This is a genomic window from Brytella acorum (genome assembly GCF_029309905.1).
GTDB lineage: Bacteria > Pseudomonadota > Alphaproteobacteria > Acetobacterales > Acetobacteraceae > Brytella > Brytella acorum.
The window spans coordinates 118,115-142,731 of the sequence record NZ_JARBJP010000002.1; the positions used below are offsets into that span (position 1 = coordinate 118,115).

At 58.5% G+C, this 24,617-nt stretch carries 21 protein-coding genes and 3 tRNA genes; 13 read left to right on the forward strand and 11 right to left on the reverse strand.

Features of this window, described 5'->3' with window-relative positions; all coding sequences use genetic code 11:
- Positions 1-181: 181 nt before the first annotated feature.
- Together dksA and PWM43_RS03840 are read left to right on the forward strand one after the other, a co-directional pair.
- Positions 182-595 carry an RNA polymerase-binding protein DksA gene (gene dksA / locus PWM43_RS03835; RefSeq protein WP_289841264.1) on the forward strand — a complete coding sequence of 138 codons (414 nt, stop codon included), beginning with the start codon at positions 182-184 and terminating at the stop codon, positions 593-595.
- A gap of 74 nt (positions 596-669) precedes the next feature.
- Positions 670-744: transfer RNA gene (locus tag PWM43_RS03840), tRNA-Thr, on the forward strand.
- A gap of 645 nt (positions 745-1,389) precedes the next feature.
- Here PWM43_RS03840 and PWM43_RS03845 read toward each other — a convergent pair.
- From PWM43_RS03845 to PWM43_RS03860, 4 genes are all read right to left on the reverse strand, one after another.
- Positions 1,390-2,331 (reverse strand): glycosyltransferase family 2 protein, encoded by a 942-nt coding sequence (locus tag PWM43_RS03845; RefSeq protein WP_289841265.1) that lies wholly within the window; start codon positions 2,329-2,331, stop codon positions 1,390-1,392.
- Positions 2,332-2,467: 136 nt separating this feature from the next.
- Complete coding sequence (locus tag PWM43_RS03850; RefSeq protein WP_289841266.1) at positions 2,468-2,845, reverse strand: YraN family protein; 378 nt, start codon at positions 2,843-2,845, stop codon at positions 2,468-2,470.
- A gap of 4 nt (positions 2,846-2,849) precedes the next feature.
- Positions 2,850-3,845 (reverse strand): porphobilinogen synthase, encoded by a 996-nt coding sequence (gene hemB, locus PWM43_RS03855; RefSeq protein ID WP_289841267.1) that lies wholly within the window; start codon positions 3,843-3,845, stop codon positions 2,850-2,852.
- Between the two features lie 144 nt (positions 3,846-3,989).
- Positions 3,990-5,492, reverse strand: a complete 1,503-nt coding sequence (locus tag PWM43_RS03860) for an APC family permease (RefSeq protein ID WP_289841268.1) — start codon at positions 5,490-5,492, stop codon at positions 3,990-3,992.
- Positions 5,493-5,630: 138 nt separating this feature from the next.
- Between PWM43_RS03860 and glyA the strand changes: the two genes are divergently transcribed.
- Positions 5,631-6,938, forward strand: coding sequence for a serine hydroxymethyltransferase (glyA, locus tag PWM43_RS03865; RefSeq protein WP_289841269.1), 1,308 nt, complete (start codon positions 5,631-5,633; stop codon positions 6,936-6,938).
- Here glyA and PWM43_RS03870 read toward each other — a convergent pair.
- Positions 6,923-7,978, reverse strand: a complete 1,056-nt coding sequence (locus tag PWM43_RS03870; protein WP_289841270.1) for a M14 family metallopeptidase — start codon at positions 7,976-7,978, stop codon at positions 6,923-6,925. The two genes, glyA and PWM43_RS03870, sit on opposite strands and share 16 nt — an antisense overlap.
- Positions 7,979-8,205: 227 nt before the next feature.
- Positions 8,206-9,384: a DEAD/DEAH box helicase gene (locus PWM43_RS03875; protein ID WP_289841271.1), complete on the reverse strand. Its 1,179-nt coding sequence runs from the start codon at positions 9,382-9,384 to the stop codon at positions 8,206-8,208.
- 44 nt (positions 9,385-9,428) lie between these two features.
- On the opposite strand from PWM43_RS03875, the gene PWM43_RS03880 reads away from it, so the two are divergent.
- From PWM43_RS03880 to PWM43_RS03895, 4 genes are all read left to right on the forward strand, one after another.
- On the forward strand, positions 9,429-10,358 hold the full coding sequence (locus tag PWM43_RS03880) for a mitochondrial fission ELM1 family protein (RefSeq protein ID WP_289841272.1): 930 nt from the start codon (positions 9,429-9,431) through the stop codon (positions 10,356-10,358).
- 76 nt (positions 10,359-10,434) lie between these two features.
- The gene (locus PWM43_RS03885) at positions 10,435-12,321 is read left to right on the forward strand and encodes a hypothetical protein (protein ID WP_289841273.1); all 1,887 of its coding nucleotides are present in this window, start codon (positions 10,435-10,437) and stop codon (positions 12,319-12,321) included.
- A gap of 91 nt (positions 12,322-12,412) precedes the next feature.
- Positions 12,413-12,487 (forward strand) — tRNA-Val (locus tag PWM43_RS03890).
- 544 nt (positions 12,488-13,031) lie between these two features.
- Positions 13,032-13,829, forward strand: a complete 798-nt coding sequence (locus tag PWM43_RS03895; RefSeq protein WP_289841274.1) for a DNA adenine methylase — start codon at positions 13,032-13,034, stop codon at positions 13,827-13,829.
- Positions 13,830-14,425: 596 nt separating this feature from the next.
- Here the strand turns inward: PWM43_RS03895 and PWM43_RS03900 are convergent.
- The 3 genes from PWM43_RS03900 to PWM43_RS03910 form a co-directional block, all read right to left on the reverse strand.
- On the reverse strand, positions 14,426-15,559 hold the full coding sequence (locus PWM43_RS03900) for a hypothetical protein (RefSeq protein WP_289841275.1): 1,134 nt from the start codon (positions 15,557-15,559) through the stop codon (positions 14,426-14,428).
- Positions 15,560-16,096: 537 nt separating this feature from the next.
- A complete protein-coding gene (locus PWM43_RS03905; RefSeq protein ID WP_289841276.1) occupies positions 16,097-16,276 on the reverse strand; it encodes a hypothetical protein in 180 nt (59 codons plus the stop codon).
- Between the two features lie 59 nt (positions 16,277-16,335).
- Positions 16,336-17,163, reverse strand: coding sequence for an N-formylglutamate amidohydrolase (locus PWM43_RS03910; RefSeq protein ID WP_289841277.1), 828 nt, complete (start codon positions 17,161-17,163; stop codon positions 16,336-16,338).
- A 216-nt stretch (positions 17,164-17,379) separates the two neighbouring features.
- On the opposite strand from PWM43_RS03910, the gene PWM43_RS03915 reads away from it, so the two are divergent.
- Positions 17,380-17,454, forward strand: a tRNA-Val gene (locus PWM43_RS03915).
- Here PWM43_RS03915 and PWM43_RS15410 read toward each other — a convergent pair.
- Together PWM43_RS15410 and PWM43_RS15415 are read right to left on the reverse strand one after the other, a co-directional pair.
- Positions 17,405-18,328 (reverse strand): tyrosine-type recombinase/integrase, encoded by a 924-nt coding sequence (locus PWM43_RS15410; RefSeq protein WP_394356041.1) that lies wholly within the window; start codon positions 18,326-18,328, stop codon positions 17,405-17,407. The genes PWM43_RS03915 and PWM43_RS15410 overlap by 50 nt on opposite strands.
- Positions 18,329-18,474: 146 nt before the next feature.
- Positions 18,475-18,792: a helix-turn-helix domain-containing protein gene (locus PWM43_RS15415; RefSeq protein ID WP_366918388.1), complete on the reverse strand. Its 318-nt coding sequence runs from the start codon at positions 18,790-18,792 to the stop codon at positions 18,475-18,477.
- A gap of 732 nt (positions 18,793-19,524) precedes the next feature.
- On the opposite strand from PWM43_RS15415, the gene PWM43_RS03920 reads away from it, so the two are divergent.
- From PWM43_RS03920 to PWM43_RS03940, 5 genes are all read left to right on the forward strand, one after another.
- Positions 19,525-21,204: a Mu transposase C-terminal domain-containing protein gene (locus tag PWM43_RS03920; protein WP_217124599.1), complete on the forward strand. Its 1,680-nt coding sequence runs from the start codon at positions 19,525-19,527 to the stop codon at positions 21,202-21,204.
- Between the two features lie 2 nt (positions 21,205-21,206).
- The gene (locus PWM43_RS03925) at positions 21,207-22,115 is read left to right on the forward strand and encodes a TniB family NTP-binding protein (protein ID WP_217124598.1); all 909 of its coding nucleotides are present in this window, start codon (positions 21,207-21,209) and stop codon (positions 22,113-22,115) included.
- The gene (locus tag PWM43_RS03930) at positions 22,112-23,329 is read left to right on the forward strand and encodes a TniQ family protein (protein ID WP_217124597.1); all 1,218 of its coding nucleotides are present in this window, start codon (positions 22,112-22,114) and stop codon (positions 23,327-23,329) included. Before PWM43_RS03925 ends, PWM43_RS03930 begins: the two co-directional genes overlap by 4 nt.
- 60 nt (positions 23,330-23,389) lie before the next feature.
- Entirely contained in the window at positions 23,390-24,004 is a 615-nt protein-coding gene (locus PWM43_RS03935) for a recombinase family protein (protein ID WP_217124596.1), read from the forward strand.
- A 96-nt stretch (positions 24,005-24,100) separates the two neighbouring features.
- Positions 24,101-24,589: a GNAT family N-acetyltransferase gene (locus PWM43_RS03940; RefSeq protein ID WP_289841278.1), complete on the forward strand. Its 489-nt coding sequence runs from the start codon at positions 24,101-24,103 to the stop codon at positions 24,587-24,589.
- Positions 24,590-24,617: the final 28 nt, after the last annotated feature.

Genomic DNA, 24,617 nt, shown 5'->3' on the forward strand with positions numbered 1-24,617 from the left:
GTTTACTCCCAGATGTAACGTTTCGGAGGTTGGCGGAACGCTGTCTCGCCGCTATAAGCCGCGCCAAGTGGCGCCTTGTCTGGACGCCTGGCTCATCCACAGCGGCCTCGGGTTCGTGGATGGGCGGGGTGTGAGGATATCGTGCTCCACTTGGCTCAGGGGCTTACAAGGACAGACGCGGATGATGACGCTGCCTCCCGATTACCGACCGTCCGAAAACGAAGAGTTCATGAACGCTCTTCAGGTTGAATATTTTCGCCAAAAACTCTTGCGCTGGCGCGCGGATCTGCTGCGTGAGGCTGACGGCACGCTGGCAAGCCTCTCGGAAGGCGGCATCCACGAGGCTGACGTGACGGACCGGGCCAGTGTCGAGACGGATCGTGCCCTTGAACTGCGTACGCGCGACCGTGCGCGCAAGCTGATCGTCAAGATCAATATGGCGCTGCAGCGGGTCGAGAACGGCTCCTACGGGTTCTGCGAGGAAACAGGAGAGCCGATCGGCCTCAAGCGTCTGGAAGCACGCCCGATTGCCACGCTTTCCATCGAGGCGCAGGAGCGCCACGAACGCATGGAAAAAATTCATCGCGACGACTGAGTTCCTGGGGAGTGACGTCCCTAAAAAAGGGGGTTGCGTCACTCCGGGCGAGAAGCTACGAAGCGCACCAAGTTGCTGCTGTAGCTCAGTGGTAGAGCACTCCCTTGGTAAGGGAGAGGTCGACAGTTCAATCCTGTCCAGCAGCACCATGAAATCGTTGAAGTTTTACTTTGTTTAGTCAGTGGTCTTCTGTGCCATCCGGCACATGAAACCACTTTTCCCTGTACACCCCCGCCATTCCATGCGATTTCGCGCGGGCTGCGGCGGCGTGGATGGGCACGCAGTGAACGCAATTCGAGCATGCCGGACGCGCAACGGCGTCATGCCCACCCAACGGCTATAATGGCCCAGGGTCTCGACGGCAGCCGGTGTCAAGCCACGGCCCGTGGCAACTCAGAACGCGCTCAGCGCAACGCGCCTCCACGTATTCGCAGCATGATAATTGGCATCGTCGGTGAACTGGCCCGCTGTGCATTGGGCGCACCTGGACGAAGGGGTCGCAAGCGCCTCTTGAAACTGCGCCGCTACCGCCGTGCTGCCGACGTTCAACTTCCATGTATCGAACGTGATACCGTTTTCGCCATTATCACGCAGATTCATTTGCGATGGCGAGGCCGCCTAAAGAATAGGCGCAGTTGATCTGCGCCGTCACGGTCGGATCCGCTGCGGCGTTCTGCATGTAGTCGAGAGCGAGAGGGGCCGCGACGTTATAAGCCGCGATCGTGTCGTGAACCGCCCTGTGACAGGGCGGCTATATAATTTCTGCATATTGGCGCGGCGTCGCAGAGAGACAATTATTTTCCCAAATGCCGTCCTTCCTGATATCCGTGGCGCAAATAATGATGCAGCCCGCATAGTTCGTATCCGACAACGTCTGGATTGGCGGCCAGATAAGCTGCTGCATTCCAGAGGAAAGTATTGTTTTTAAAAGTCAGAAAGTTGCTTCCACTGAATGTTGGAACGAAAATCTGTATTTCTCCATCGTATTTACGTTTGTATTCTTCTTCTGTGGAAAGAAGAATTTCTATGAGATGGCTTCCAGGTATCTTCGGGGAATGTAAATTGCGCTGCAATTCCTCCCGGTTATCAATATCCATTAAATCAGAGAGTTTTGAGCGGGTCCGTTCAATCAGCTCAGTATATGGTCTGTTGTGGTAGTGCAGATATGTAAGCCTGACTCCAAGATAGTCTCGGGTGAATTTCGTCCACGGCTCATGCTGGCCGTTGTCGATCCCTTCTAGGCTTTTGGCGGCAACGAACCCTTTATGGAAGTGGCGCACGGGCGCGAACCACTCGGGTCGTCCGGGAACATTAAAAAGCGACATATCCAGACGGAGTGCCCGCTGCTCATTTTTTAAAGTATCTAAGACAGAATGGATATCCTGCGATCCACGAGAAATGCCTGTATCTGTGAATGCAGCAATAATTTCGTCGCAATCGACCGGGAGTGCAAAATCATAGTCACACTCGGCGTCCCAGGATTTTATAATATTATTAAAGTGACCCCCCTTATTTTGAAAATCATGCTGCGTATCGTAACCACGAATAATTTTACACCCACCACCTTCAGCCGATCTTAGGAGATCAAGGGTAAATTCATCTGACGAGCCATTATCCATAATGGTCAGATTGTTCATTCCGAATAAATTTGAATAATGAGAAAGCCAGCGAGAGAGGTTTTCTCCCTCATCTTTCTGCATCATGAGAACTTTAACGTGGGCCATGAGTGCCGCCATGCTGTTTTGCTCATAGAATAGCGCTTTGAGACGCGAGTGAACAGGAGATGAGGTGCCCAATGCTACATTCTTGTGTGGTCGGCTTGCTGAAAAATTCCGGGGAAATAGTGTCTTTGCTGCGCCACGCCTACCGTATTCAGCTTATGCGCAGGGCATCCTGGATGCGGCGTGCGCGCATGGCGGCGTCGAAAATGATGACGTCAATGCGGATGGAATCACGATGCCACTCGGGATGGGCGCCCAGGACATAGTCAGCCGCTGAAAGCAGGCGTTGCGACTGGCGAACTGTCAGAGCATAGGCCGCGTCCCGCAGGGTGGGGCGGCGTTTGATTTCGACAATGAGTAAAAGCGCCGGGTCTACGGCGATCAGATCAATTTCCCCGACCGGAGTGCGCAGTCGGCGTGCGAGCACCGTAAAACCCAGATCACCGAGAATGACGGCCGCCCGGTGCTCGGCTTCTAGGCCGCCGGAATAGGCGGCGCGACCTCGTAAGGACCGGCCGCCACCGGTCATCGTGTCACTGAGCCTTGAGCAGGCGTGCGGCTTCCACGGCGAAATAGGTCAGAATACCGTTGCAACCGGCGCGCTTGAACGCCAGCAGGCTTTCCAGAATGGTGCGGTCGCGGTCCAGCCAGCCCCGCTCAATGGCACCAGCGAGCATGGCGTATTCGCCGGACACCTGATAGGCGAAGGTCGGCATCGAAAACGTATCCCGAACCCTTCGGATGATGTCGAGATAAGGCATGCCGGGTTTGACCATGACCATGTCCGCGCCCTCGGCGATGTCTAGCGCGACTTCACGCAGCGCTTCATCGGAGTTGGCGGGATCCATCTGGTAGGTTTTCTTGTCGCCGCAGAGAAGGCCGCCGGAACCAAGCGCGTCCCGGAAGGGGCCATAAAAGACGCTCGCATATTTCGCGGCGTAAGACATGATCCGGACGTCGACGAAACCCGCGGCGTCCAGTCCCTTGCGGATCGCGTCGATGCGCCCGTCCATCATGTCTGACGGGGCGATGATATCGACACCGGCGGCGGCCTGGTTGACCGACTGGCGGACCAGAACCTCGAGAGACCGATCGTTGACGACGTAGCCGTTTTCGATCAGCCCGTCGTGACCATGGCTGGTATAGGGATCAAGTGCGACGTCCGCGATGATGCCGAGTTCCGGGTAAATCTCCTTGATGCGCCGCGTGGCGCGGCACATGACGTTGTCCGGATTGGCGGACTCCGTTCCCGTCTCGTCGCGCTTGTCGATGGGGGTGATGGGAAAGATCGCGATGGCGGGGACACCCAGTGCTACGGCTTCCGCCAGATGGGCGTCCAGCAGATCGACACTCACCCGCTCGATGCCGGGCATCGAGTCCACAGGCGTTCGGATGTTCTCGCCATCGCAGACGAAGATGGGCCAGATGAGGTCATCCACGCTGAGGCTGTGCTCCGCCACCAGGCGGCGCGTGAAGGCGTCGAAGCGATTGCGACGGGGGCGGGTGTTCGGATAGGCGCCTTGGATCATGATCGTGTCCTCTGCGGAAGCCGTGCTGGCTCGGTCATTCGTGCCTACAACGCGCAGTCTGTCCGGCCAAGAGACCGGGATGGCATCCGGCTTACGAGTTCATGGAACTTTGTTCACGCGCGTTCCCGTGGAGCGCGCAGGTGTCTATGACGACGACGGATCCCTGCTCTGGTCTGTCGCGGCCTGATCTGTGGCACTCTGGCCTGTCGCGAGGTGACTGTGTCGAAAGCCATATACGCCGTAAATGACGAACCCGACGATCAGCCACACGATGAGCCTGATCCATGTCAGGCGGTCGAGCGAGGCCATGACGACGAGGCAGCAGGCCACTCCGAGGACCGGAGCCGTCAGGCCGCCCGGGACGCGGAAGGCACGAACACGGTGGGGATCGCGTATGCGCAGGACGCCGACGCCCACGCAGACCAGAACAAAGGCCAGGAGCGTGCCGATGGAAGTCATGCTGCCGAGCACGGCGATGGGCAGCGTGCCCGCGAGGATGCAGGTCAGTGTCCCGAAGATGAGGTGCGATGCCACCGGGGCGCGCCGACGGGCACTGAGACGACCGAAAAGAGGGGGCAACAGGCCGTCGCGCGACATGGCGTAGAAAACGCGAACCTGTCCGAGCAGCAATCCGAACAGCACCGAAATATAGCCGAGCAGAACGCTGATCTTCACGAGATTCTGGAGCCACGTCCTGTGGGTATGGTCGATGGCCGTTGCGACCGGACTGGAATCGTTGATCATCGCACGATAATCGACCACGCCCGTCAGGATCAGCGAGAAGACGATATAAATGAGCGTGCAGATCGCGAGGCTGCCGAGAATGCCGATCGGCATCGTCCGGGCCGGATTTTTCGTATCCTGCGCCGTCGTCGAAACGATGTCGAAGCCGAGATAGGCGAAGAACACCATGCCTGCCGCGCGCATGACTCCCGAGAAGCCGAAATGCCCGAATTCGCCTGTGTTGGCTGGGATGAAGGGGACGTAATGCGCGGTGTCGATATAGGGCGCGCAGAAAATGATGACGACGGCGACGACCAGAATTTTGAGCGCCACCACGATGGCATTGATTTTCGTGGATTCAGAGATGCCGCGCAGCAGCAGTCCCGTGATCAGCCAGATCGCGATCATGGCCGGAACGTTGAGGAGTCCCGTCGTGACCGTGCCGTCGGCCAGGGTGACGGGCGTGAAAGGCGCGGCTGTCCAGCGCGGGCTGATATGAATTCCCCACCCGGCCAGCATGGAGTTCAGATAGCCTGACCAGCTGACGGCGACCGTCGCGGCGCCGACGGTGTATTCGAGCACGAGATCCCATCCGATGATCCACGCCACGAATTCCCCGAGCGTCGCATAGCAGTAGGAATAGGCCGATCCCGCCGCCGGGATCATCGCCGCGAGTTCCGCGTAACACAGACCGGCAAAACCGCAGGCGACGGCCGCGATCGCAAAGGCGAGGACGACGGCGGGGCCGGCATTCTGCGCGGCGGCCACGCCGGTCAGGGAGAACAGCCCCGCTCCGATCGTGGTGCCGACACCGAGAAGGATAAGGTCGAGAGGCCCGAGAACGCGCCGCAGGCCGCCGGAGTCCTCGGTTGTCTCGGTCGCTATGGGCTTGCGTCGAGTCAGGGCTCCGTCGAGGAGTGACATACGGTCGTCCTTGCTATCGGTTGGCTCATGGAGCCGGATTTCGTGCCGCGAGCCTTTGCGGCGGCTGGCAAACTGCGATATTGGCGCTGTTCACGCGAATTTTCTCGCCTGCCTCAGAGCGTCCCGTGGAGAGATACGATGTCGGAACAGATCAGTCAGCCCTTTCTGCATGATTTCTTTCATGCCGGTCTCAGCAAGGTCGATCCCGAGGTCGCGGCGATCGTGCGGGACGAGCTTCACCGTCAGCAGGACGGGATCGAACTCATCGCGTCGGAAAACATCACGTCCTTTGCTGTGCTCGAGGCGCAGGGTTCGGTCCTGACCAACAAATACGCCGAAGGTCTGCCCGGCAAGCGTTATTACGGCGGCTGTGCGGATGTCGATCGCGTCGAGGAGCTGGCGATCGCCCGCGTCTGCGAGATTTTCGGTGCGAAATTCGCCAATGTGCAGCCTCATTCGGGCGCCAACGCCAATCAGGCGGCCTTCATGGCCATGGCCAAGCCGGGCGATGTGGTCATGGGCATGAGCCTCGCATCCGGCGGCCATCTGACGCATGGCGCCGCCCCCAATTACTCGGGCAAGTGGTTCCAGCCTGTTCAGTATGGCGTTCGCGCGCAGGACGGCATTCTGGACTATGACGAGATGGAGCGTCTGGCCCGCGAGCATAAGCCGAAGATCATCGTGGCCGGTGGCTCGGCCTATCCGCGCGAAATCGACTTCGCGCGCTTTCGCCGGATCGCGGATGAAGTCGGCGCCTACCTGATGGTGGACATGGCGCATTTCGCGGGGCTGGTGGCGGCGGGTCTGTTCCCGAACCCCATGCCGCATGCCCATGTCGTCACCAGCACGACGCATAAGACCCTGCGGGGGCCGCGCGGCGGCATCGTGCTGACCAATGACGCGGATCTGGCCAAGAAGATCAACTCGGCGGTGTTCCCGGGCTTGCAGGGCGGTCCCCTCATGCATGTCATCGCGGGCAAGGCCGTGGCGTTCGGCGAGGCCCGGCAGCCTGAGTTCAAGGCTTACCAGAAGGCCGTCAAGGAGAACGCGGCAGCACTCGCCGATGAGCTGCTCGCGCGCGGTTTCGATATCGTGACCAATGGGACGGACTGCCATCTCGTGCTTGTCGATCTTCGTCCGAAGAAAGTGACGGGCAAGCTCGCCGAGGCCGCGCTGGAGCGCGCGGGCATTACGGCCAACAAGAATGCCGTGCCCTTCGATCCCGAGAAGCCGTTCGTGACGTCCGGCGTCCGCCTCGGCAGCCCGGCCGCGACGAGCCGTGGCTTCGGCGTTCCGGAATTCCGCGATATCGCGCGTATGATCGACGAAGTGCTGACGGCGCAGGGTACGCCGGAAGAGGTCGAGGTCGAGGCGCGCGTGCGCGCGGAAGTGCAGATGCTCTGCCGCCGCTTTCCGATCTATGACGTCGCCTATCCGGGCGCGTGATCGTCTCTTAAATATCGTGCGAGGCGGATCGCGAGTTGTCCGCGTCGCGCGTAGAGATTGGGCATGATCAGCAGGCACCGGTCATAAGGCGTGCAGATTTCGTCCACGCCATCCTGGGCGATGACGGTGCCTGCCTTTGAAACCACCTCTCCGCCACGGTAGGGATGGGTAAAAGTGAAGGTCGCGCTTCGGGCGATGACGTTGTCGGTGACGACCGCGCGTTCGGGCGCTTCGGGTAAGGCGTCACAGCGGATGGTCCCGAAAAACAAATCGCCGGAGACTTCAAAAATTTTCCTGGCGACCTGATAACTCGTATCGACGGTCGTCTCCTCCCAGTGGCGGCCGGCCTCCAGAAGCACGCTGCGGGCCTTGTGACGGGCGCGCGTGAATCGGGTCTGCTCGATCAGCCGGGGTCCGCCCGCATGACCCAGATCGGTCAGCACCAGCCTTGGCGCGCTTTGCGGCTCCACAAGAGCGCTCGCCAGTTCGACCGAGCGTTGTGTGTCGGGGGTGATGAGCAACGGGTCCGACTCCCACAGCATCGAGTGCATGTCGATCAGGATATCGGCGCTCGCGATGATCGGCAGCAACGCGCGCGCGCGCGTCAGTTCCCGGCTTTCCTTCTGGCTGTGGAGGCGTTTTTCGTCCCAGAGGCGGTTCATGTCCTCGTCGATGAAACGCGACGCCGCCGGATTGGCCGGGTCGAATCGGGCAAAGGCTTCGAGGTTGCCGAAGACGATGCTGATCGTCCCGTTTCGGGGAGTCACGCCGCTGCGCATGAGGCGGTCAAGGGCGATGGCGCTGGCGAACTCGTTGCCATGCATGAGCGAAACCATCACGACATGAGGGCCGGGTCGCGGCGCCTGGAACTGCATCACGCCCGCAATCCCGGTATTGCCGTGCATCCAGGGCGTGAGATCGGGCGGCGCGATGGAAACGTCAAACCGGGGCAGCGGCCGCGACAGAAGCAGGTTTTCGCACAGGCGGCGCCGGCGCACACGGACAGGATGGTGATCGCGTGGCGAGGCGCTGCAACTCATGGACGCAGCCGCGCGCCCGGAAGGAGCCCGTCATGCCGCGGGCAGGGATATGCGCCAAGGAGCATGCGATCGTTCATGAAAGGATTATGGAGTCCTCGTCACGGTCTCACAACCTCCCGAACTGTAATCACGCGATCATAATCGTTGAGGTTTTGCGTCAGTCCTATGCGGTGAGTTCTTTTCCGTCGCTCGCCCGAGGCTGGCGAGCGACCTGCTCCGGCTCCGGATTATGAGATGCCCGCAATCTGCTCAGGAGAGATGATCGTCATGCGGTGACCGATCTGCTTCTCGATGAGCCGCAGCATCTTGCGTTCCGTCGCGTCGCAAAGCGTCAGAGAGTCGCCCCGTTTCCCGGCGCGGCCCGTGCGGCCGATGCGATGGACATATGTATCCGCCTGCTCGGGAAGCGTCGCGTTGATGACGAGGAGGATATCCCCGATATCAAGGCCACGGGCGGCGATGTCGGTCGCAATCAGGGCGGAGATTTTTCCGGCCCGGAACGCTTCGAGCGCGCGGTTGCGCTGGCCCTGGGTGCGATCTCCATGAAGGGTCTCCACTGCGATTTTCATGCGCCGGAGGGTCGCGGCCAGCTTTTCGACATCGGCTTTCGTCCGGGCGAATACGATGGCGCGGCCCGGTTGGTGGCGCAGGGCGGCGGCGATGAGGGCCGGTTTCTGATCGGCTTCCACGAACATCGCACGCTGGCGGATACGACGCGGCGTGACCGTCTGCGCCTCGATCTCGATAAGGACGGGCTTGTGAAGCAGGCGCTGGGCCAGAGGCTGAAGGCCGGGCGGCTGGGTGGCCGAGCAGAGAATGGTCTGGCGGATCGTGGGAAGCAGGGGCTCCATGCGTTCCATATCGATCAGGAAGTCGCCTTCGAGCATGCGGTCGGCTTCATCGAGAACGAAAAATCTCAGCTTGTCGAACGTCACGTGGCCGTTGTCGAACAGTTCCAGAAGACGGCCGGATGTGGCCACGAGGATATCGACGCCCTCGGCCATCGCGGCGATCTGGGCGTCCTTCGGCAGGCCGCCGCAGGCGACGCGCGTGCGAAGGGGCATGGTGCGCCCCAACTGCCGAAACACCCCCGCGATCTGGGACGCCAGTTCGCGTGTCGGGGCGAGAACAAGAGCCATGGGCGCGCCGGGAATGCGCTCCGATGGGGGCAGGGTCGCCAGACGCTGAAGGAGCGGCAGGGCGTAGGACGCCGTTTTTCCGGACCCTGTCTGCGCGATGGCCAGAACGTCCCGCCCCTCGAGAATGAGGGGGATCGCGCGTGCCTGAATCGCGCTGGCTCTTTTATGTCCGGCTTTGTCGAGGGCCGAGAGGAGGGGAGGCATCAGCCCGAAGGTTGAAAAATCCTGATTCTGGTCCTGATTCTGGGACTGGTCGGGTGCGGTCATCTGCGCTTCTTGCCAAACTTTACGCTATTCAGGAAATATCCTGCATGACGATTGCCATAGTTGCCGAGGATTTTGCCGGAATGCGGGCGCAGGCCACCGGCCTGACGGAGCGTGCCGGATACGGATGGACGTTCCATCCCGTGACCCGTACCGGCTTCTGGTCACGATTGCCGTTCCGTTTCTGCCCCTTTCCGCTTTCGGCGGTCGAGCCCATCGTTGTGCCTTCAGGGACCGAGGCCATCGTGAGCGTCGGTGGAACGGGTGGAGTCGCTGGCGCCGCCCTGGCGCGGAAGCTCGGCCTGCCCGTCGTCCAGATCCAGAACCCCCGGATGGCGTTGAACCGCTTTGATCTCGTGGTGGCGAACTGCCACGACGGGATTGCAGGCGAGAACGTGGTCCTGTCCCGCACGGCTATGCACGGCATGACGCCGGAGCGCCTTCAGGCGGCGCGGGCGCATTGGACGCCCCGTCTGCGGCGGGACGGGCGCAAGCTGCTCTCGGTCCTCGTCGGCGGCGCGAATGGCCGATTTCGTTTTGGTCCGGAGGATGCGCGCGCCTTGGGCCGGGGGGTGGCCGAGGCGGCGCGGGAAGGGGATGCCGCGGTCGTGCTGACGCCGTCCCGGCGCACGGCGCCTGAGGTTCTCGCCGCGTTGCGCGAGGCCCTGACGCCCGTCGACGCTTTCATATGGGACGGAACCGGTGAAAATCCCTATGCTGGTCTGCTGGCCTGCGCCGATCTTGTTGTTGTGACGAAAGACAGCGTGTCCATGGTTTCGGAAGCCGTGGCGACGGCGGCGCCGGTCCTGGTTGCGGACATGCCGGGTCGGTCCCGGCGCATTGATGCGTTCCTCGACGCCCTGCGTGAAACCGGACAGATCAGGTCCTTTGCGTCGCGTTGGGAGACGTGGGATGTCTCACCGCTGGATGACACGCCCGTCGCGGCGGTTGCCCTGCGCGGCCTCCTCGACAGATAATCGTGAGGTGACCCGATGCGGGGTCATCATGACCAAATGACAGCCCGGAAACGGGTTATGGAAAGCAGGACGGATCATGCTTGATATCCGCACATTCGATGCAAAAGGCGGTGGGAATGTGCTCTACAAGGCGCTCGCTCATCCGATCGCGGCGGAAGCGCTGGAAACGCTTTCCGCCCGCCTCCAGGGCGGCGGTGAATTTGCCATTTATGATCCGGATGACAGGCTCGCGACGCTGGCCGCCTTGTATCCCGCTTTCCGACCCACGGCCGGAATTTATACCCATGACTCCGAGCGTGTGGGGTCGCCCGATTCCTGGGGGCGGCCGCAGAAAGCCCTGACAACGCTTTCCGGGGATGCGGCTACGACCGTTCTCGTACCCTCGTTCGAGCATGAAAAGATCATGGGTCGCCTCGCGCGGGTGATCCGGGATGATCAGGTGGTGTTCACCCTTCAGGATGCCTGCCTGCCGGGCTCGATGCTGAGCAATCCGCGTCAGTATCTCGACAAGCTGAATTTCGCGACGAACTTCGCTTTTTTCCGCGACGATGAACGGTTTTCGACCCGTCTGGTGACAGCCAATTACTGGTGCAACTACGGCGCCACCCATGTTCGCTACTGGATGCGTCTCTTTGACGGGCAGGGTGAAGTGCTCGCCGAGTGGGAACATCCGGTGCCGGATGGGCCGGCTGGAATCGTGATCGACAGCGCCGAAATCCGGACGCGCTTCGATCTGCCGGCTTTTTGCGGGCAGCTTTTCATTCATGTGCTCGGGGCACGCGGGCACGATGTCGTCAAATACGCGCTCGATGTTTACGGAAAGACGGACGAACCCAGCCTGTCGGTCACGCATGATGCGAATGCCTGGCCATCGCCGCGCTTTGCGACTCTCCCGGCGCCCGCGCCCGGCGAGAGAATCGTGCTCTGGGTGCAGAACAGCCACGCCACGCCGATTCCGGCAGGCACCATGACGATCAATCCCATGGGCGTCGAGCAGCATGCGCCCATCGTCGAAGAGATCGGTCCGTTCGCGACCCATGCCGTGGATATCGGTGCGCTGTTGCCGGGGCTGGCATGGCCGACCCAGCTGGAATTCCGGGCCGGAAACCATCTCGTGCGGCCCCGCTACGAGGTGAGTGACGGGCTATGCACGCGAATCGCGCATATGAACGTGGAGCGCAGCGATCTGCGACCCGAGCCGGCCCTGAGGCAGTTTCCGGCGGATCTGGGGCGCGGGTTTCTGCTGCCGTTTCCTGTGCTCGATCCGAAATTCTTCGAAAGCTGGGTGCAGCCGACGCCGATGTCGGAATCCATTGAAAGTCTGCCGGTTCGTCTCGATCTGTTCGGAGAAGATGGTCAGCCGCGCGGGCAGCACTTCCTGGGCAATCTTCCGCGTGGTCATCGCGTCGCGGTGGCCCTGCATGATCTGATGGACGAGCCCGGCCATGCCGATCTCGTTTATGATTTTCGCGACGGCGGCGAGGGAGACGGCTGGTTGCACGGGTTGATGCGGTATCGGCTGCGCGCCAATGGCCACACGGCCGAAACCAGTTTTGGTAGCCATATTTTCAATACCCTCATGACATGGCGTCACGAACCGCAATCCTATTCGGGGCCGCCGCCCGGACTGACGACGCGCCTGTTCCTCAAACTGGGGCAGGATTCGCGCCGTAGTTTTTCATGTCTGATCTATCCCGCATCCATAACCGGACTGCCGGACTCGGAGACGATTCTGCATCTTCACGATGCCAATGGCGTGGAGATCGCGCAGAGCACGATCCGGATTGCCGCTTCGGGCTCTCATATGGTCTGGCCGCACGAAATCTTCGGCGTCGAGACCGTGGAGAAGGCCGGTGCGGGTGGATACGTGCTGATCCGTGATCTGACATGCCGTCTGTTTGGCTATCACGGCCAGCGCGATGCCACCGGGGCGTTCTCGCTCGATCATATGTTTGGCTTCTGAACCCCGGCGGGCACGGCATTTTTTCTGCCGCCCGTTTTTCTGAGGTTGCCAGCGGGACGCAGGATTGATAGAGACGCCTCCACCGCAGGATGGGTGCGTAGCTCAGCGGTAGAGCACTGCCTTCACACGGCAGGGGTCACAGGTTCAATCCCTGTCGCACCCACCATCCTCAGCCCCGGAAAACCGTCGTTTATTCGGCAATCGGCGGTCCTCTCATCCCCCGTATCGATCCGCGCTGCTACGAGTTGCGCCGATTTTTATCGTGTCAATCTGTGCCAAATCCGTGCCAGTTTTCGCGAGTCGTTTCCCGTGTATACCTCCGCCATTCCATGCGATTCTACGCGGGCAGCGGGTCGCAAGGTTCCGGGACCAGGAGTCCGTCGCCATGAGGCTGTGTCTCAAGCCCGGCCCGCAGTATCTTTCCTCGTCGCCTAATCGGTAGGACAGCGGATTTTGATTCCGCTAATCTTGGTTAGAACCTAAGCGAGGAAGCCAGCCCCTCGGAGAACGAGAGTCGCCGGCGCCAATGCGGGGCATGACCCGTCTGGACACTTCAGGGAGGTTTTTCGGGCAACACCGAAAAACTCCGAAGGTGGTCGCCCCGCTGTCAGATTGTAGCTAAACCCCATTTCGCTAACACGTAGGCCGACGCCACAATTGAACCGTCCCGCCTACTGCTGCAGCGGCGGCCCTTATTGAGTAATTTCAACATGGAGTCGAATCTGAGGCCGATTCCGGCCGTTAAACCTGTTGCTCCCTATCTGGGCGGGAAGCGCGATCTGGCCTCCCGCATTATCAACCGGCTGCGTGAGATCCCGCATCGCAACTATGTCGAGCCGTTCGTGGGCATGGGCGGCGTGTTCCTGCGTCGCCCGTTTTACGTCGAATGCGAGGTGATCAACGACCTCAACCGGGACGTGGCGAACCTGTTCCGCGTTCTGCAGCGTCACTACGTCGCTCTTATGGATGAGCTGCGCTGGCGCATCACCAGCCGCGATGAATTCGAGCGGCTGGTGGCGGCCGAAGCGAACAGCCTCACGGATCTCGAACGCGCTGCGCGTTTTCTCTACCTTCAGCGCACTGCGTTCGGAGGGAAGATCAGCGGGCGGAACTTCGGTGTGTCGTTGAGGTCCGCCCGTTTCGACGTCCAGGCATTGGGCGCGGTGCTGGAGGATGTTCACCGTCGCTTGAGCCGGGTCGTGATCGAGTGCCTGCCCTGGCAGGACGTTATCCGTCATTACGACCGGCCGGAGACGTTGTTCTATCTCGATCCGCCGTATTGGGGCTGTGAGCGGGACTATGCCGCGCCGTTCTCACGAGATCAGTTCGAGGAGATGGCCACGACGCTACGGAGCGTTCAGGGGCGGTTCATTCTGTCCCTGAACGATCGGGCGGAGGTCCGGGACGTGTTCGAAGGGTTCACGATCGAGGGCGTTGATGTCGGGTATTCAATCGCCCGAAAGGCGTCCGATCAGGGGCGTTTCAAGGAGGTTTTAATTAGCAATTAGACCGCGCTCAGAAGGCGGTTAGCGGGCGCTCGGCACGCCTCAGAAGGGTGTAAGGTCGAGTGTCCCGCAGTGCAAAAACGAGTGTCGCGCTTCGACGTCCGCGACAACACGATCGCGGAGATCCAGAGACAGCGTGCGTGATGACATCCAAAAGCAGCCCCCATCGCGGCTGTCATCTTGAATCAGATCACACCGCCAAGGGGAATCCCCTAACGATTTAGTCCGTGCAGAAAATGCTCTAGTAGTGCCGCCAGCATGTTACGCCTAATCAGCATTCCATCGCGCGCGGAAGCATATCCTATGGAATGCCGGCCAGGAGAACGAACAGTATTTCCGTCAATGCCGACCGGTCAGAAAGACGGGGGCGTCTGCCTTTGGAAGGCAGATGAATAACAGTAAGACGCGATTCAATAAGTGCCAAGAATTTATCGGGGAAAAGAGGCGCGACTACACAGCCTCACCCCTTATTCAGCCATATAGTGCAAGAGTTTTGAAAGGCGCTTTGAATTTTCCAGATGGTCTCTCACGCGCGCAGGCACACTCTAACGTCAATGAAACCAGCTTGCTTCGTGCAGCCACTCAAAATCATGCAGGAATTAGTCCCATAGATTGTTTGGCGTAGAATTCGCTTTCATATGCTCAAAACAGTTCAGGAGAATTTTAGCACTTCGCTTCATTGAATCGTTGATCGGATAGTTTGGGATGTCAGCGTCAGTCACATCGGGGCGAAAATGCCTGATAAATGCCGAGAACAATGAGGTGACGATACCCAGATGAGCGCTCAAATCAATATAACACTCATCCTGCAAAATTTTTTTATCTCTTTTCGCTATTTTCCCGCTATTTTCAGAGCTATTTAGGTAATTGATAGACTTTTTTAGTGTGTCTCCGTGAATGATTCTACGAAGAACGTAAGTTGACGCTAAAATTTCTGCAAAATTATCATTAATTGACGTATCTTCTTCATCAGAAATGACGCATATTTCCACAGGTAGTGGAAAAAAGGTCACAGACTCAGCATTAATAGATTTTGTTATTTCATTTGAAATATATTTTATGAGATCTTCTTTTGCTTGATTGAAGTCTGGTCCTATCAAAACGTTTGTGGCGCCAGACAATGAATCGGATACATTGAGTCCAAATATTTCTGCATGACACACAATATTTTTCACTGATGCCGATGCATTAGATTTTATTGATGCTATATCCACTTTCACATCGGCAGATGCGGCTTCTCCGGTTACGGAGATGTACATTCCAGCTCCGTATCTTATATTAACAGTATTTTCTCCAGTGTTTGAATCGGACTCGTTTATAGACAAAGGATTCAGAGTGTTGCTGTCTGTTGAGCTAACGTTGTTTGGTGCGTAGCTACTAATGGTCGCGCCTATAATTTTTTTATTTTTATCATAGGTGTATAGGACATCAAAGCTGAATAATTGCCTGCAAAGAAAATGAAAGTAATTAGCGGAAGATTTTACTGATATAAAATCTGAATAATCAATAGAAGCTGATGCTTTGGCATCGATCCATGTGAGATCGCTAATAGAGTGATGCATTAAGGCCGATTTAATGATGTCAGTGACCTTGTTTCTATCCGGCATAAATTCTGAAAGTTTACTTAAGGTAGGAACCTCTGCACCCTTCATTGCCTGATTTATAAGGTCAGCGACTCTGGAATTTGATTTTTCAGGCTTTAGGGCAATTATTTTGCTGTTATAAATAGACAATGTTTTCTCCATGCAGAATAATAAATGCGAACGTCATTGTGATGGTGAGGTCACAAGGAAGATTGTCTCATGTTCTAAAGTTTGTCATTACGTTATTTTACGTTATTTTGATTTTTTTATTTTTATAACTTATTTGTGATTTCTTAATGAAACCGTTTTGAGGCGACCTGCGGTTCACCGGATCCTGGACTGGCCGACAGGGAATTGAATAGGCAAAGCGTTGGCGTCGGGTGAGGATTATGGTGCGCCGGGTCTTTGTGCATGCGCGGGCAACGGAACACGTAGAAGAGGCGCGCCTGCCACAGAGGCGGCGGCGAGCGAACGTCCGCTCTGAATGAGACGCGTGCACAATCGGCGCAGGACGCATGGGCGACTTATTAAAATATTCAATATAAAATATAGATATGGCAGGTGCGATTTGCCTTCACATGGCAGGGCGCGCAGGTTCAATCCCTGTCGCCCCACCATCCTCAGCTACGGAAAGCCGCCAATTTTGCCCGTTTTATTGCGAGGTAACCGGCAATCGTTGGGAGTGGATCAGGCTTTGCCTGCCTTGATCGCCTTGATGGTGTCGAGGATGTCCAGCCAATAGCCCTGCTGCTTGAGATCCTGCACTTCGAGAGCCGTTTCGTATTCGCGTGTCGCGATCGTTTCCGCCTCCGCACCGTGCTTGTCGAGCAGGTCATGGGCCGCATGCTCGGTTTTGTTCGTCATCATGTTTTCCCCTGTGCGTACACCGCTCCGGCCGTGCTGCCGACGCGCATGAAGAGTGAACGTTAATGACGTGGCGGGTTTTCTTGCAAGGGCGTTTCGAGACGTGAAAAAGGAAGAGCGGAGGCGAGCCGGCCCATGATGACGCGCAGATCCTGACGCAGCTCGGCCATGCCTGCGTGAGGCTCGATCGTGTTCTCGTTCATGTAAAGCCTGCGCGCAATTTCGATCTGCACGGTATGGCGGTTGGCTTCAGGGCGACCGTAGGTCCGGGTGATGTAAGCGCCCGCATAGGGATTGTTGCGCGCAACCTGATAGCCACGCATGCGGAACTCGCTTTCGAGGAAGCCCATGATAGACGGCGCGGATGCCGTTCCATGCGCGTCGCCGAGCACGATGTCCGGTGTGGACCGATGTGTCAGTTCGGGCATCGAATGCACGTCCAGAAGAATGCCTCCGCCAAAGCGCCGAACCGTCTCGTCGAACAAAGCCATCAGTGCATTGTGATAGGGCGTCCAGCATGTCGCGATACGATGCCGGGCGTCTTCGATGTCGAGGCGTTCGCGGTATATGTTCTGCCCGCCGACGATGCGGGCGATCATCCCAAGGCCGGACCGGACTTTCGCTGTGTCGGTGATCGCTTCCGTAGGGAGACGTTCCGTAAACATCGTCGGATCAAGCTCCCAGGCCGCCCGGTTCACGTCGCAATAGACGCGCGGAAAGAGCGCGCAAAGAAGTTGGCCGCCAATGTCGGGAACGTCGGAGACAAGATGATCGACGAAGGCATCTTCACTCTGTCGCAGCGTGAAGAGATCAAGGCGGGACTGTCTCAGAAAGGATGCCGGATAAGCAATCCCGGAATGTGGGGATGCGACGAGCAGAGGAGTCAGCACAGTCTGCGGACGTCGAATGGAAATGGGGTCTAACCATTCAGTCCGGGGAGGAAGGGGCTGTGTCGGGTCCATGGGGTTGGAATATGACGCGTCTTCGGCGGTAAGTCGCCTGCTTCCGTAAGGCATTCCGCAAGAGACGGAAAAGAGGCAAAAAAAATTACGCCAGGGCTTGTCAGCTTCGCGGCCCCCGATTAAAAGCGCGCCAACGGACCGGATGGGCGCATAGCTCAGCGGTAGAGCACTACCTTGACATGGTAGGGGTCACAGGTTCAATCCCTGTTGCGCCCACCATCCGTTCCGGCAGAAAACCAACGGTTTTCTGAGGCTTATGCATCGGACTGCCATCCTTTGCACTTGAGTCTAGCACGCTGTTAGCACGCATGTTGAAATTTACCATCGATCGGGCTGCCACCCGGTCGATGGCGCTTGCGACCTCGTCAATAGCCTGCTTGGCGTTTGCGAGGAAGTCCGGACGCACATGCACATAGCGGCCTGTGGTTCGGAGATTCGGCATGGCGTGTCCCATGAGTGAGGCAACCTCTATCTCTGGCACTCCGCGCGTAATCAATTCAGTCGCCATGGTATGGCGGACTGTGTAGGGCACGATTTCTGGCGGCAACCCTGCCGATTCGCGCGCCCCTCGCCATGCTCCGTTGATCTTGAGAATCGGGTTGCCCTTGTAGGTCACAAGATGGCCCGAGGGCACGCTCTCAATCCACGATCTCAAAAACTCCGGCACCGGGATACGTGGTCTCCGCTTCTTCGTTCGAGCACGACCGGGCGGGTTAAGGTCAATCACCCCATGCTCCAGATCGCATTGCTCACGAGTGAGTTGCAGAAGCGCCTCAGGGCGTGACGCCGTCCCAATCAGAAGTGCAAGAAACATGCGAAGATGGGGCGGCATATCTGTTTCCCAAAGCCGAGCCATCTCCTGAATCGTCATAATGCGCTCGCGTCCCTCACCCTCGGGCGGCAGCACAATCGGAATCTGACGATCGATCTCGCCATTCTTCCAGGCCCAGTTCACAGCGGCAGCGGCGATCCCCATGACGCGGCGGGTATAACCTGCAGAATAACCCTTGCCTCGCAGGCACGAGGCGATGCGCTTCTGCTCGGCCACTGTGTACCCAGCAACAGAAGCACCGGGCTCCACGCTGTCCAGCATCAGCTCCAGCGCCCTTCTGTTTGGCCCTGAACTTCGGGTTTGCTTGCTGTGATTCTTATAGTATCTCAGAAAAACAGATGCTAGACTTGTCTCTAAAACAGGATTATTTCTTCGCTTTGTATGCTCGGTTACATATTCTGCCAGCCTTACTTTCGCCTCTTGAAGAATATTTGTGCCGAGAGATGCTCGTTTTGTTTGTCTTGTTTTTGCATCATAATGGCATGCGCACCACGCATTTGAGTTGGGACGCTTCCCGAGAAAGTACTGTCCGATTCTGAAGGTAGCGTTGGGCATCGCTCGTTTCTCGTCAGATACTCTGATAAGTGGGAGTTGGTGTATCGTACGCGGCAGCGGATTTTGAGATACCCGATCTGGCCCGCTTGCCGTTCCCGGCGCAGAGTAATCACCGACACGCCCAAAAGAGCAGCAGCTTCCTTTTCCGTATGAAGAAATCCCGGAATCATAGGTCATTTCTCGTACAGACGCATAGCCATGCACAACGTTCCTGCAACAGGAACATTCAACGGGATTTGCAAGAGGTCTATCTTGATGGTTCGCAGATAGCAGATATTGCCCAAATGCTCGTCTCCCCGACAAGCAGCCATCTGGTGACTGGACCTTATCTGCGAAGATGAAAGTTCTCCCGATATGGCGTATATCCAGTCCAGGCAGGCCGCTAGGTTGTTTCTTTGCGGTTCTGCGTGGGGGTGCGTGTTACGAGCTCGCATCCCCACAATTTGTTATTTCATATGCACATTCGAATAATAATATCAAATAAAAACCAATAGACCATAATGTCTATTGTAGAAATGCATGCTTTCAATGCGTGCATTATAGTAATGATTGCATTATTTCCATGAATGCATGCATTGAAAGCATGCATTCATTCGTCATGAAAGTATGATGCATGCATCATGCATGCAAACTACAGAGCGGATCTACCTCCACATTTTTTCAAAGGCTTATGCAGATTTCCCCCGAAGCAAGGCCATAGCCTGCCCCCAGTATATCCTGCTCTTCAGTAGAATGCTCCCGGACGCCTTCGGCGGCCTATGTCATTTTCAGAAGACAACTGCACCGATTGACGGGGCGTAGTGCCAAGTGTGCAGGCGGCTCCTGACAGTCAAATATCTAAAGTCATCTGCACAAATCTCGACTATGCTTAATACTCGTGTGCACTAAAGCGAGATATAGGTATGGAGTCAGACACATCACCAATTGTCGAGCAAGGCGTGGCCACCTTATCCGAAGAGGCATGGGCACAGGCCCGGCACCGAACGGAAGTCATCGGGCCACTGGTTGCGCTTGAGGTGGTCGGGCATGAAGCCGCCGACGCCGCTGCTCAAGCGCTTGGCCTGTCCAGGCGGCAGGTGTATGTTCTGATCCGGCGGGGCCGGCAAGGCGCAGGGCTTGTAACAGACCTGGCTCGCGGCCGATCCGACGGCGGGAAAGGCAAGGGACGTCTGCCGGAGCCGGTCGAGCGCATCATCCGCGAGTTACTGCAAAAGCGCTTTCTGACCAAGCAGAAGCGTAGCCTGGCGGCGTTCCACCGTGAGGTCGCGCAGGCTTGCAAAGCGCAAAAGCTGCAGGTGCCGACGCGCAACACTGTGGCGTTGCGGATCGCCGGCCTCGATCCGCGCGAGGCAACTCTTCGCCGGGAAGGCCAGGATGCGTCCCGCAGCCTGCAAGGTGTCGGCGGCGTGCCTCCCGCTATGACCGCGCCGCTGAAGCAGGTGCAGATCGACCACACGGTTATCGACCTGATCGTAGTGGACGAGCGCGACCGGCAACCGATTGGCCGTCCTTATCTCACCATCGCCATCGATGTGTTCACCCGTTGTGTGGTCGGCACGGTGGTCACGTTGGAAGCGCCGTCCGCCGTCTCCGTCGGCCTGTGCCTTGCGCACGCCGCCTGCGACAAGCGCCCATGGCTGGAGGGGATGGACGTGGAAATAGACTGGCCAATGAGCGGCAAGCCCATGCTGCTCTACCTGGACAATGCGGCCGAATTCAAGAGCGAGGCGCTGCGCCGTGGCTGCGAGCAGCATGGCATCCAGTTGGAATATCGTCCGCTCAGGCAGCCGCACTACGGCGGCATCGTGGAGAGGATCATCGGCACGGCGATGCAAATGATCCACGACGAATTGCCGGGAACGACCTTCTCCAATCCCGGCCAGCGCGGGGAGTACGCCTCCGAGAAGATGGCTTCCCTGACGCTGCGAGAGTTGGAGCGCTGGCTCGCATTAGCGGTCGGCACCTATCACGGCTCCGTGCACAGCGGCCTGCTTCAGCCGCCGGCCGCGCGTTGGGCCGAGGCCGTGGCGCGTGCCAGCGTTCCGTCCGTTGTCACCCGCGCCACGGCTTTCCTGGTCGATTTCCTGCCAATTATTCGCCGCACCCTGACCCGCACCGGCTTCGTCATCGACCACATCCACTACTACGCCGACGCGGTCAAGCCGTGGATCGCACGGCGCGACCGCTTGCCCGCTTTCATGATCCGGCGCGACCCGCGCGACATCAGCCGCATCTGGGTGCTGGAACCGGAGGGGCAACACTACCTAGAAATCCCCTACCGTACCTTGTCGCACCCGGCTGTCACTCTCTGGGAACAACGGCAGGCGCTTGCGAAACTGCGACAGCAGGGGCGCGATCAGGTGGATGAGGCGGCGCTGTTCCGCATGATCGGTCAGATGCGCGAAATCGTGACCACCGCACAGAAGGCCACGCGCAAGGCGCGGCGTGATGCGGATCGCCGCCAGCACCTCAAGGCGTCAGCACCGCTTGTCAGACCTGCACCGCCGGACGCGAATATGGCTGACCCGCAAGCAGACAACCTGCCGCCGGCGAAACCGTTTGACCAAATCGAGGAGTGGTAGCTGTGGACGAATATCCCATCATCGACTTGTCCCACCTGCTGCCAGCGGCGCAGGGATTGGCTCGGTTGCCGGCGGAGGAACGCATCCAGCGTATCCGCGCCGACCGCTGGATCGGCTATTCACGCGCGGTCGAGGCGTTGAACCGGCTGGAAACCCTGTATGCATGGCCAAACAAGCAACGCATGCCCAACCTGCTGCTGATCGGCCCGACCAACAACGGCAAGTCGATGATCATCGAGAAGTTCCGCCGCGCACATCCGGCCAGCTCTGAGGCCGATCAGGAACACATGTCGGTGCTGGTTGTGCAGATGCCGTCCGAGCCGTCGGTGATCCGCTTCTATGTCGCAGTGCTCGCGGCGATGGGTGCGCCATTGCGTCCACGCCCACGGCTACCGGAAATGGAGCAACTGGCACTGGCGTTGCTGCGTAAGGTCGGCGTGCGCATGCTAGTGATCGATGAGCTGCACAACGTCCTGGCCGGCAACAGCGTCGACCGTCGGGAATTCCTCAACCTGCTGCGCTTCCTCGGCAACGAGCTGCGCATCCCGCTAGTCGGGGTCGGCACGCGCGACGCCTACCTGGCGATCCGCTCGGACGATCAGTTGGAAAACCGGTTCGAGCCGATGATGCTGCCGGTGTGGGAGGTCAACGATGATTGCTGCTCATTGTTGGCCAGCTTCGCGGCATCGCTCCCGCTGCGGCGTCCGTCCCAGATTGCCACGCCGGACATGGCTCGCTACTTGCTTACGCGCTGCGAGGGCACCATCGGCGAACTGGCGCACCTACTGATGGCGACGGCCATCGCCGCCGTGGAGAGCGGCGAAGAAGCGATCAACCACCGCACGCTCAGCATGGCCAACTACACCGGCCCCAGTGAGCGGCGACGCCAGTTCGAGCGGGAACTGATGTGAATCCGGCACCACGCTGGCCGCTCCATCCAGCACCCAAGGAAGGCGAAGCCTTGTCCTCGTGGCTCAATCGTGTCGCCGTCTGCTATCAGATGGACATGATCGACCTGTTGGAACACGATCTCGGTCACGGTCAGGTCGATGACCTGGACACCGCACCGCCGCTGTCGCTACTGACGGCGCTTTCCCGGCGAAGCGGCATCGAGCTGGATCGGCTGCGCGGCATGAGTTTCGCAGGCTGGGTGCCGTGGCTGTTGGACAGCCTCGACGATTCGGTGCCGTCCGTCCTGGAAACCTATACGTTCCAGTTTTCGGTGCTGCTGCCAAGGCGCAACCGCAAGACCAGATCGATCACGCGCTGGCGCGCGTGGATACCCAGCCAGCCGAGTCGCCGGGCGTGCCCGATCTGTTTGAACGATCCCGCGAGCCAGGCTGTGCTGCTCGCATGGAAGCTACCGTTGATGCTGAGCTGCCCGCTGCATGGCTGCTGGTTGGAATTCTATTGGGGCGTGCCAGGGCGGTTGCTCGGTTGGGAGAACATCGATGCTGCCCCGCGCACGGCCAGCGACGCGATTGCGGCGATGGACCGCCGCACCTGGCAGGCGTTGACAACGGGGTATGTGGAGCTGCCGTGCCGACGCATCCATGCCGGCGTCTGGTTTCGATTGCTTCGCACGCTTCTTGATGAGCTGAACACTCCACTTTCGCATTGCGGGGCACATGCGGGATATATCCGGCACGTCTGGGAATGCTGCGGTCATCCGCTGCGTGCCGGGCAAAGCCTATGGCGTCCTTATGAAATTCTGAACCCGGTAGTGCAGTTACCGATGCTGGAGGCGGCGGCCACCGCCATCGCCCTTATCGAATCGAAGGTGTTGAGTCCGCCCGGGGAGCAAGCAGCGCTGTTCGTGTCAGAGCCACAAGCCGGGTTCACCAACGGTCTGCCGATGGATAAGCGAAAGCAAGAACCTATCAACCACTGGCAGGAGGCGATCAAAGTGATCAACGAAGCCGTCGCCGAGGCGCGGCACAACCCCGAGACGGCTCGCTCGCTGTTCGCGCTGGCATCCTTTGGACGACGCGACCCCGAATCACTGGAACGCTTGCGCGTCACCTTTGCCAAGGAAGGTATCCCCTCGGAATTTCTGTCACGTTATGTGCCTGATGAACCCTTTACATGCCTTAGTATGAATGACGGGTTAAGTGACAATTTTTGACGTTCGGAACTTTCTGGTTCACACTGTCACATAATCGAACGTATATGTGACAGGTGGAAAATGCTGATTGGCTACATGCGAGTATCTAAAGCGGATGGATCCCAAACCACGGACCTGCAGCGCGATGCGCTTCTTGAAGCTGGTGTTGATCAGGCGCAGTTGTACGAAGATCAGGCATCCGGCAAGCGCGAAGACCGGCCGGGCCTTGCTGCCTGCCTCAAGGCGCTGCGCGAGGGCGATACATTAATGGTGTGGAAGCTGGACAGATTAGGGCGGAATTTGCGTCACTTGATCAACACGGTCCATGATCTGACAGCGCGGGGAGTCGGCCTCAAGGTGTTAACCGGCCAGGGTGCAGCCATTGACACGACAAGCGCTGCCGGGAAATTGGTTTTTGGCATCTTCGCAGCGCTGGCAGAATTCGAACGAGAGCTGATCTCGGAGCGCACCGTAGCCGGCTTGGCTTCAGCACGAGCACGTGGGAGGAAAGGTGGGCGGCCGTTCAAAATGACTGCAGCCAAGCTTCGGCTGGCAATGGCGTCCATGGGTCAGCCTGAAACTAAGGTGGGCGACCTTTGCGCTGAGATGAACATCACACGGCAGACGCTGTACCGGCATGTATCCCCCAAGGGAGAACTAAGGCCAGATGGCTTAAAACTGCTTACCAGAATCTGAGAGAGTTGACCGTCTCGAATCGGCCAAAAGCAGACAGTTCTTGCCCAGTACGGAAGTTAAACGCATAACGTTAAATTACTGTTTTATGGGGAATCGATGGAAATTAGACGGTTCAGAATTGGGGACGAGGGCGCGTTATTTCAGGTCTTTCTATCGGCTGTCCATGACATCGCATCACGTGACTACACCGCTGCACAAATAGAGGCTTGGGCACCGACAGACATCGCCCCAGAAGTGTGGGTTAGCCGCATGAGGGAATTACGACCGTTTGTCGTTGAAGCCGAAGGTGAAATTGCTGGATACGCTGACATTCAGCCCAACGGATACATCGATCATTTCTTTGTGTCGGAGGCCTATCCGCGACGAGGTGTCGGTACCTTGCTAATGAGTCGTGTCCATGACGAAGCCAAGCTACTGGGGATTAGCGAACTCACGGCGGATGTAAGCAAGACCGCTGAACCATTCTTTCTACGCCACGGTTTTCAAGTGGTGGAGCGAGGATTTCCTATTCGGCGGGGCGTGACACTGCAAAATGCACTGATGCGAAAAGACTTACATGAGGCCATCGTGTGGATGGTACGCTAAACAACGTTTGGCATGAACAATAAAGGAA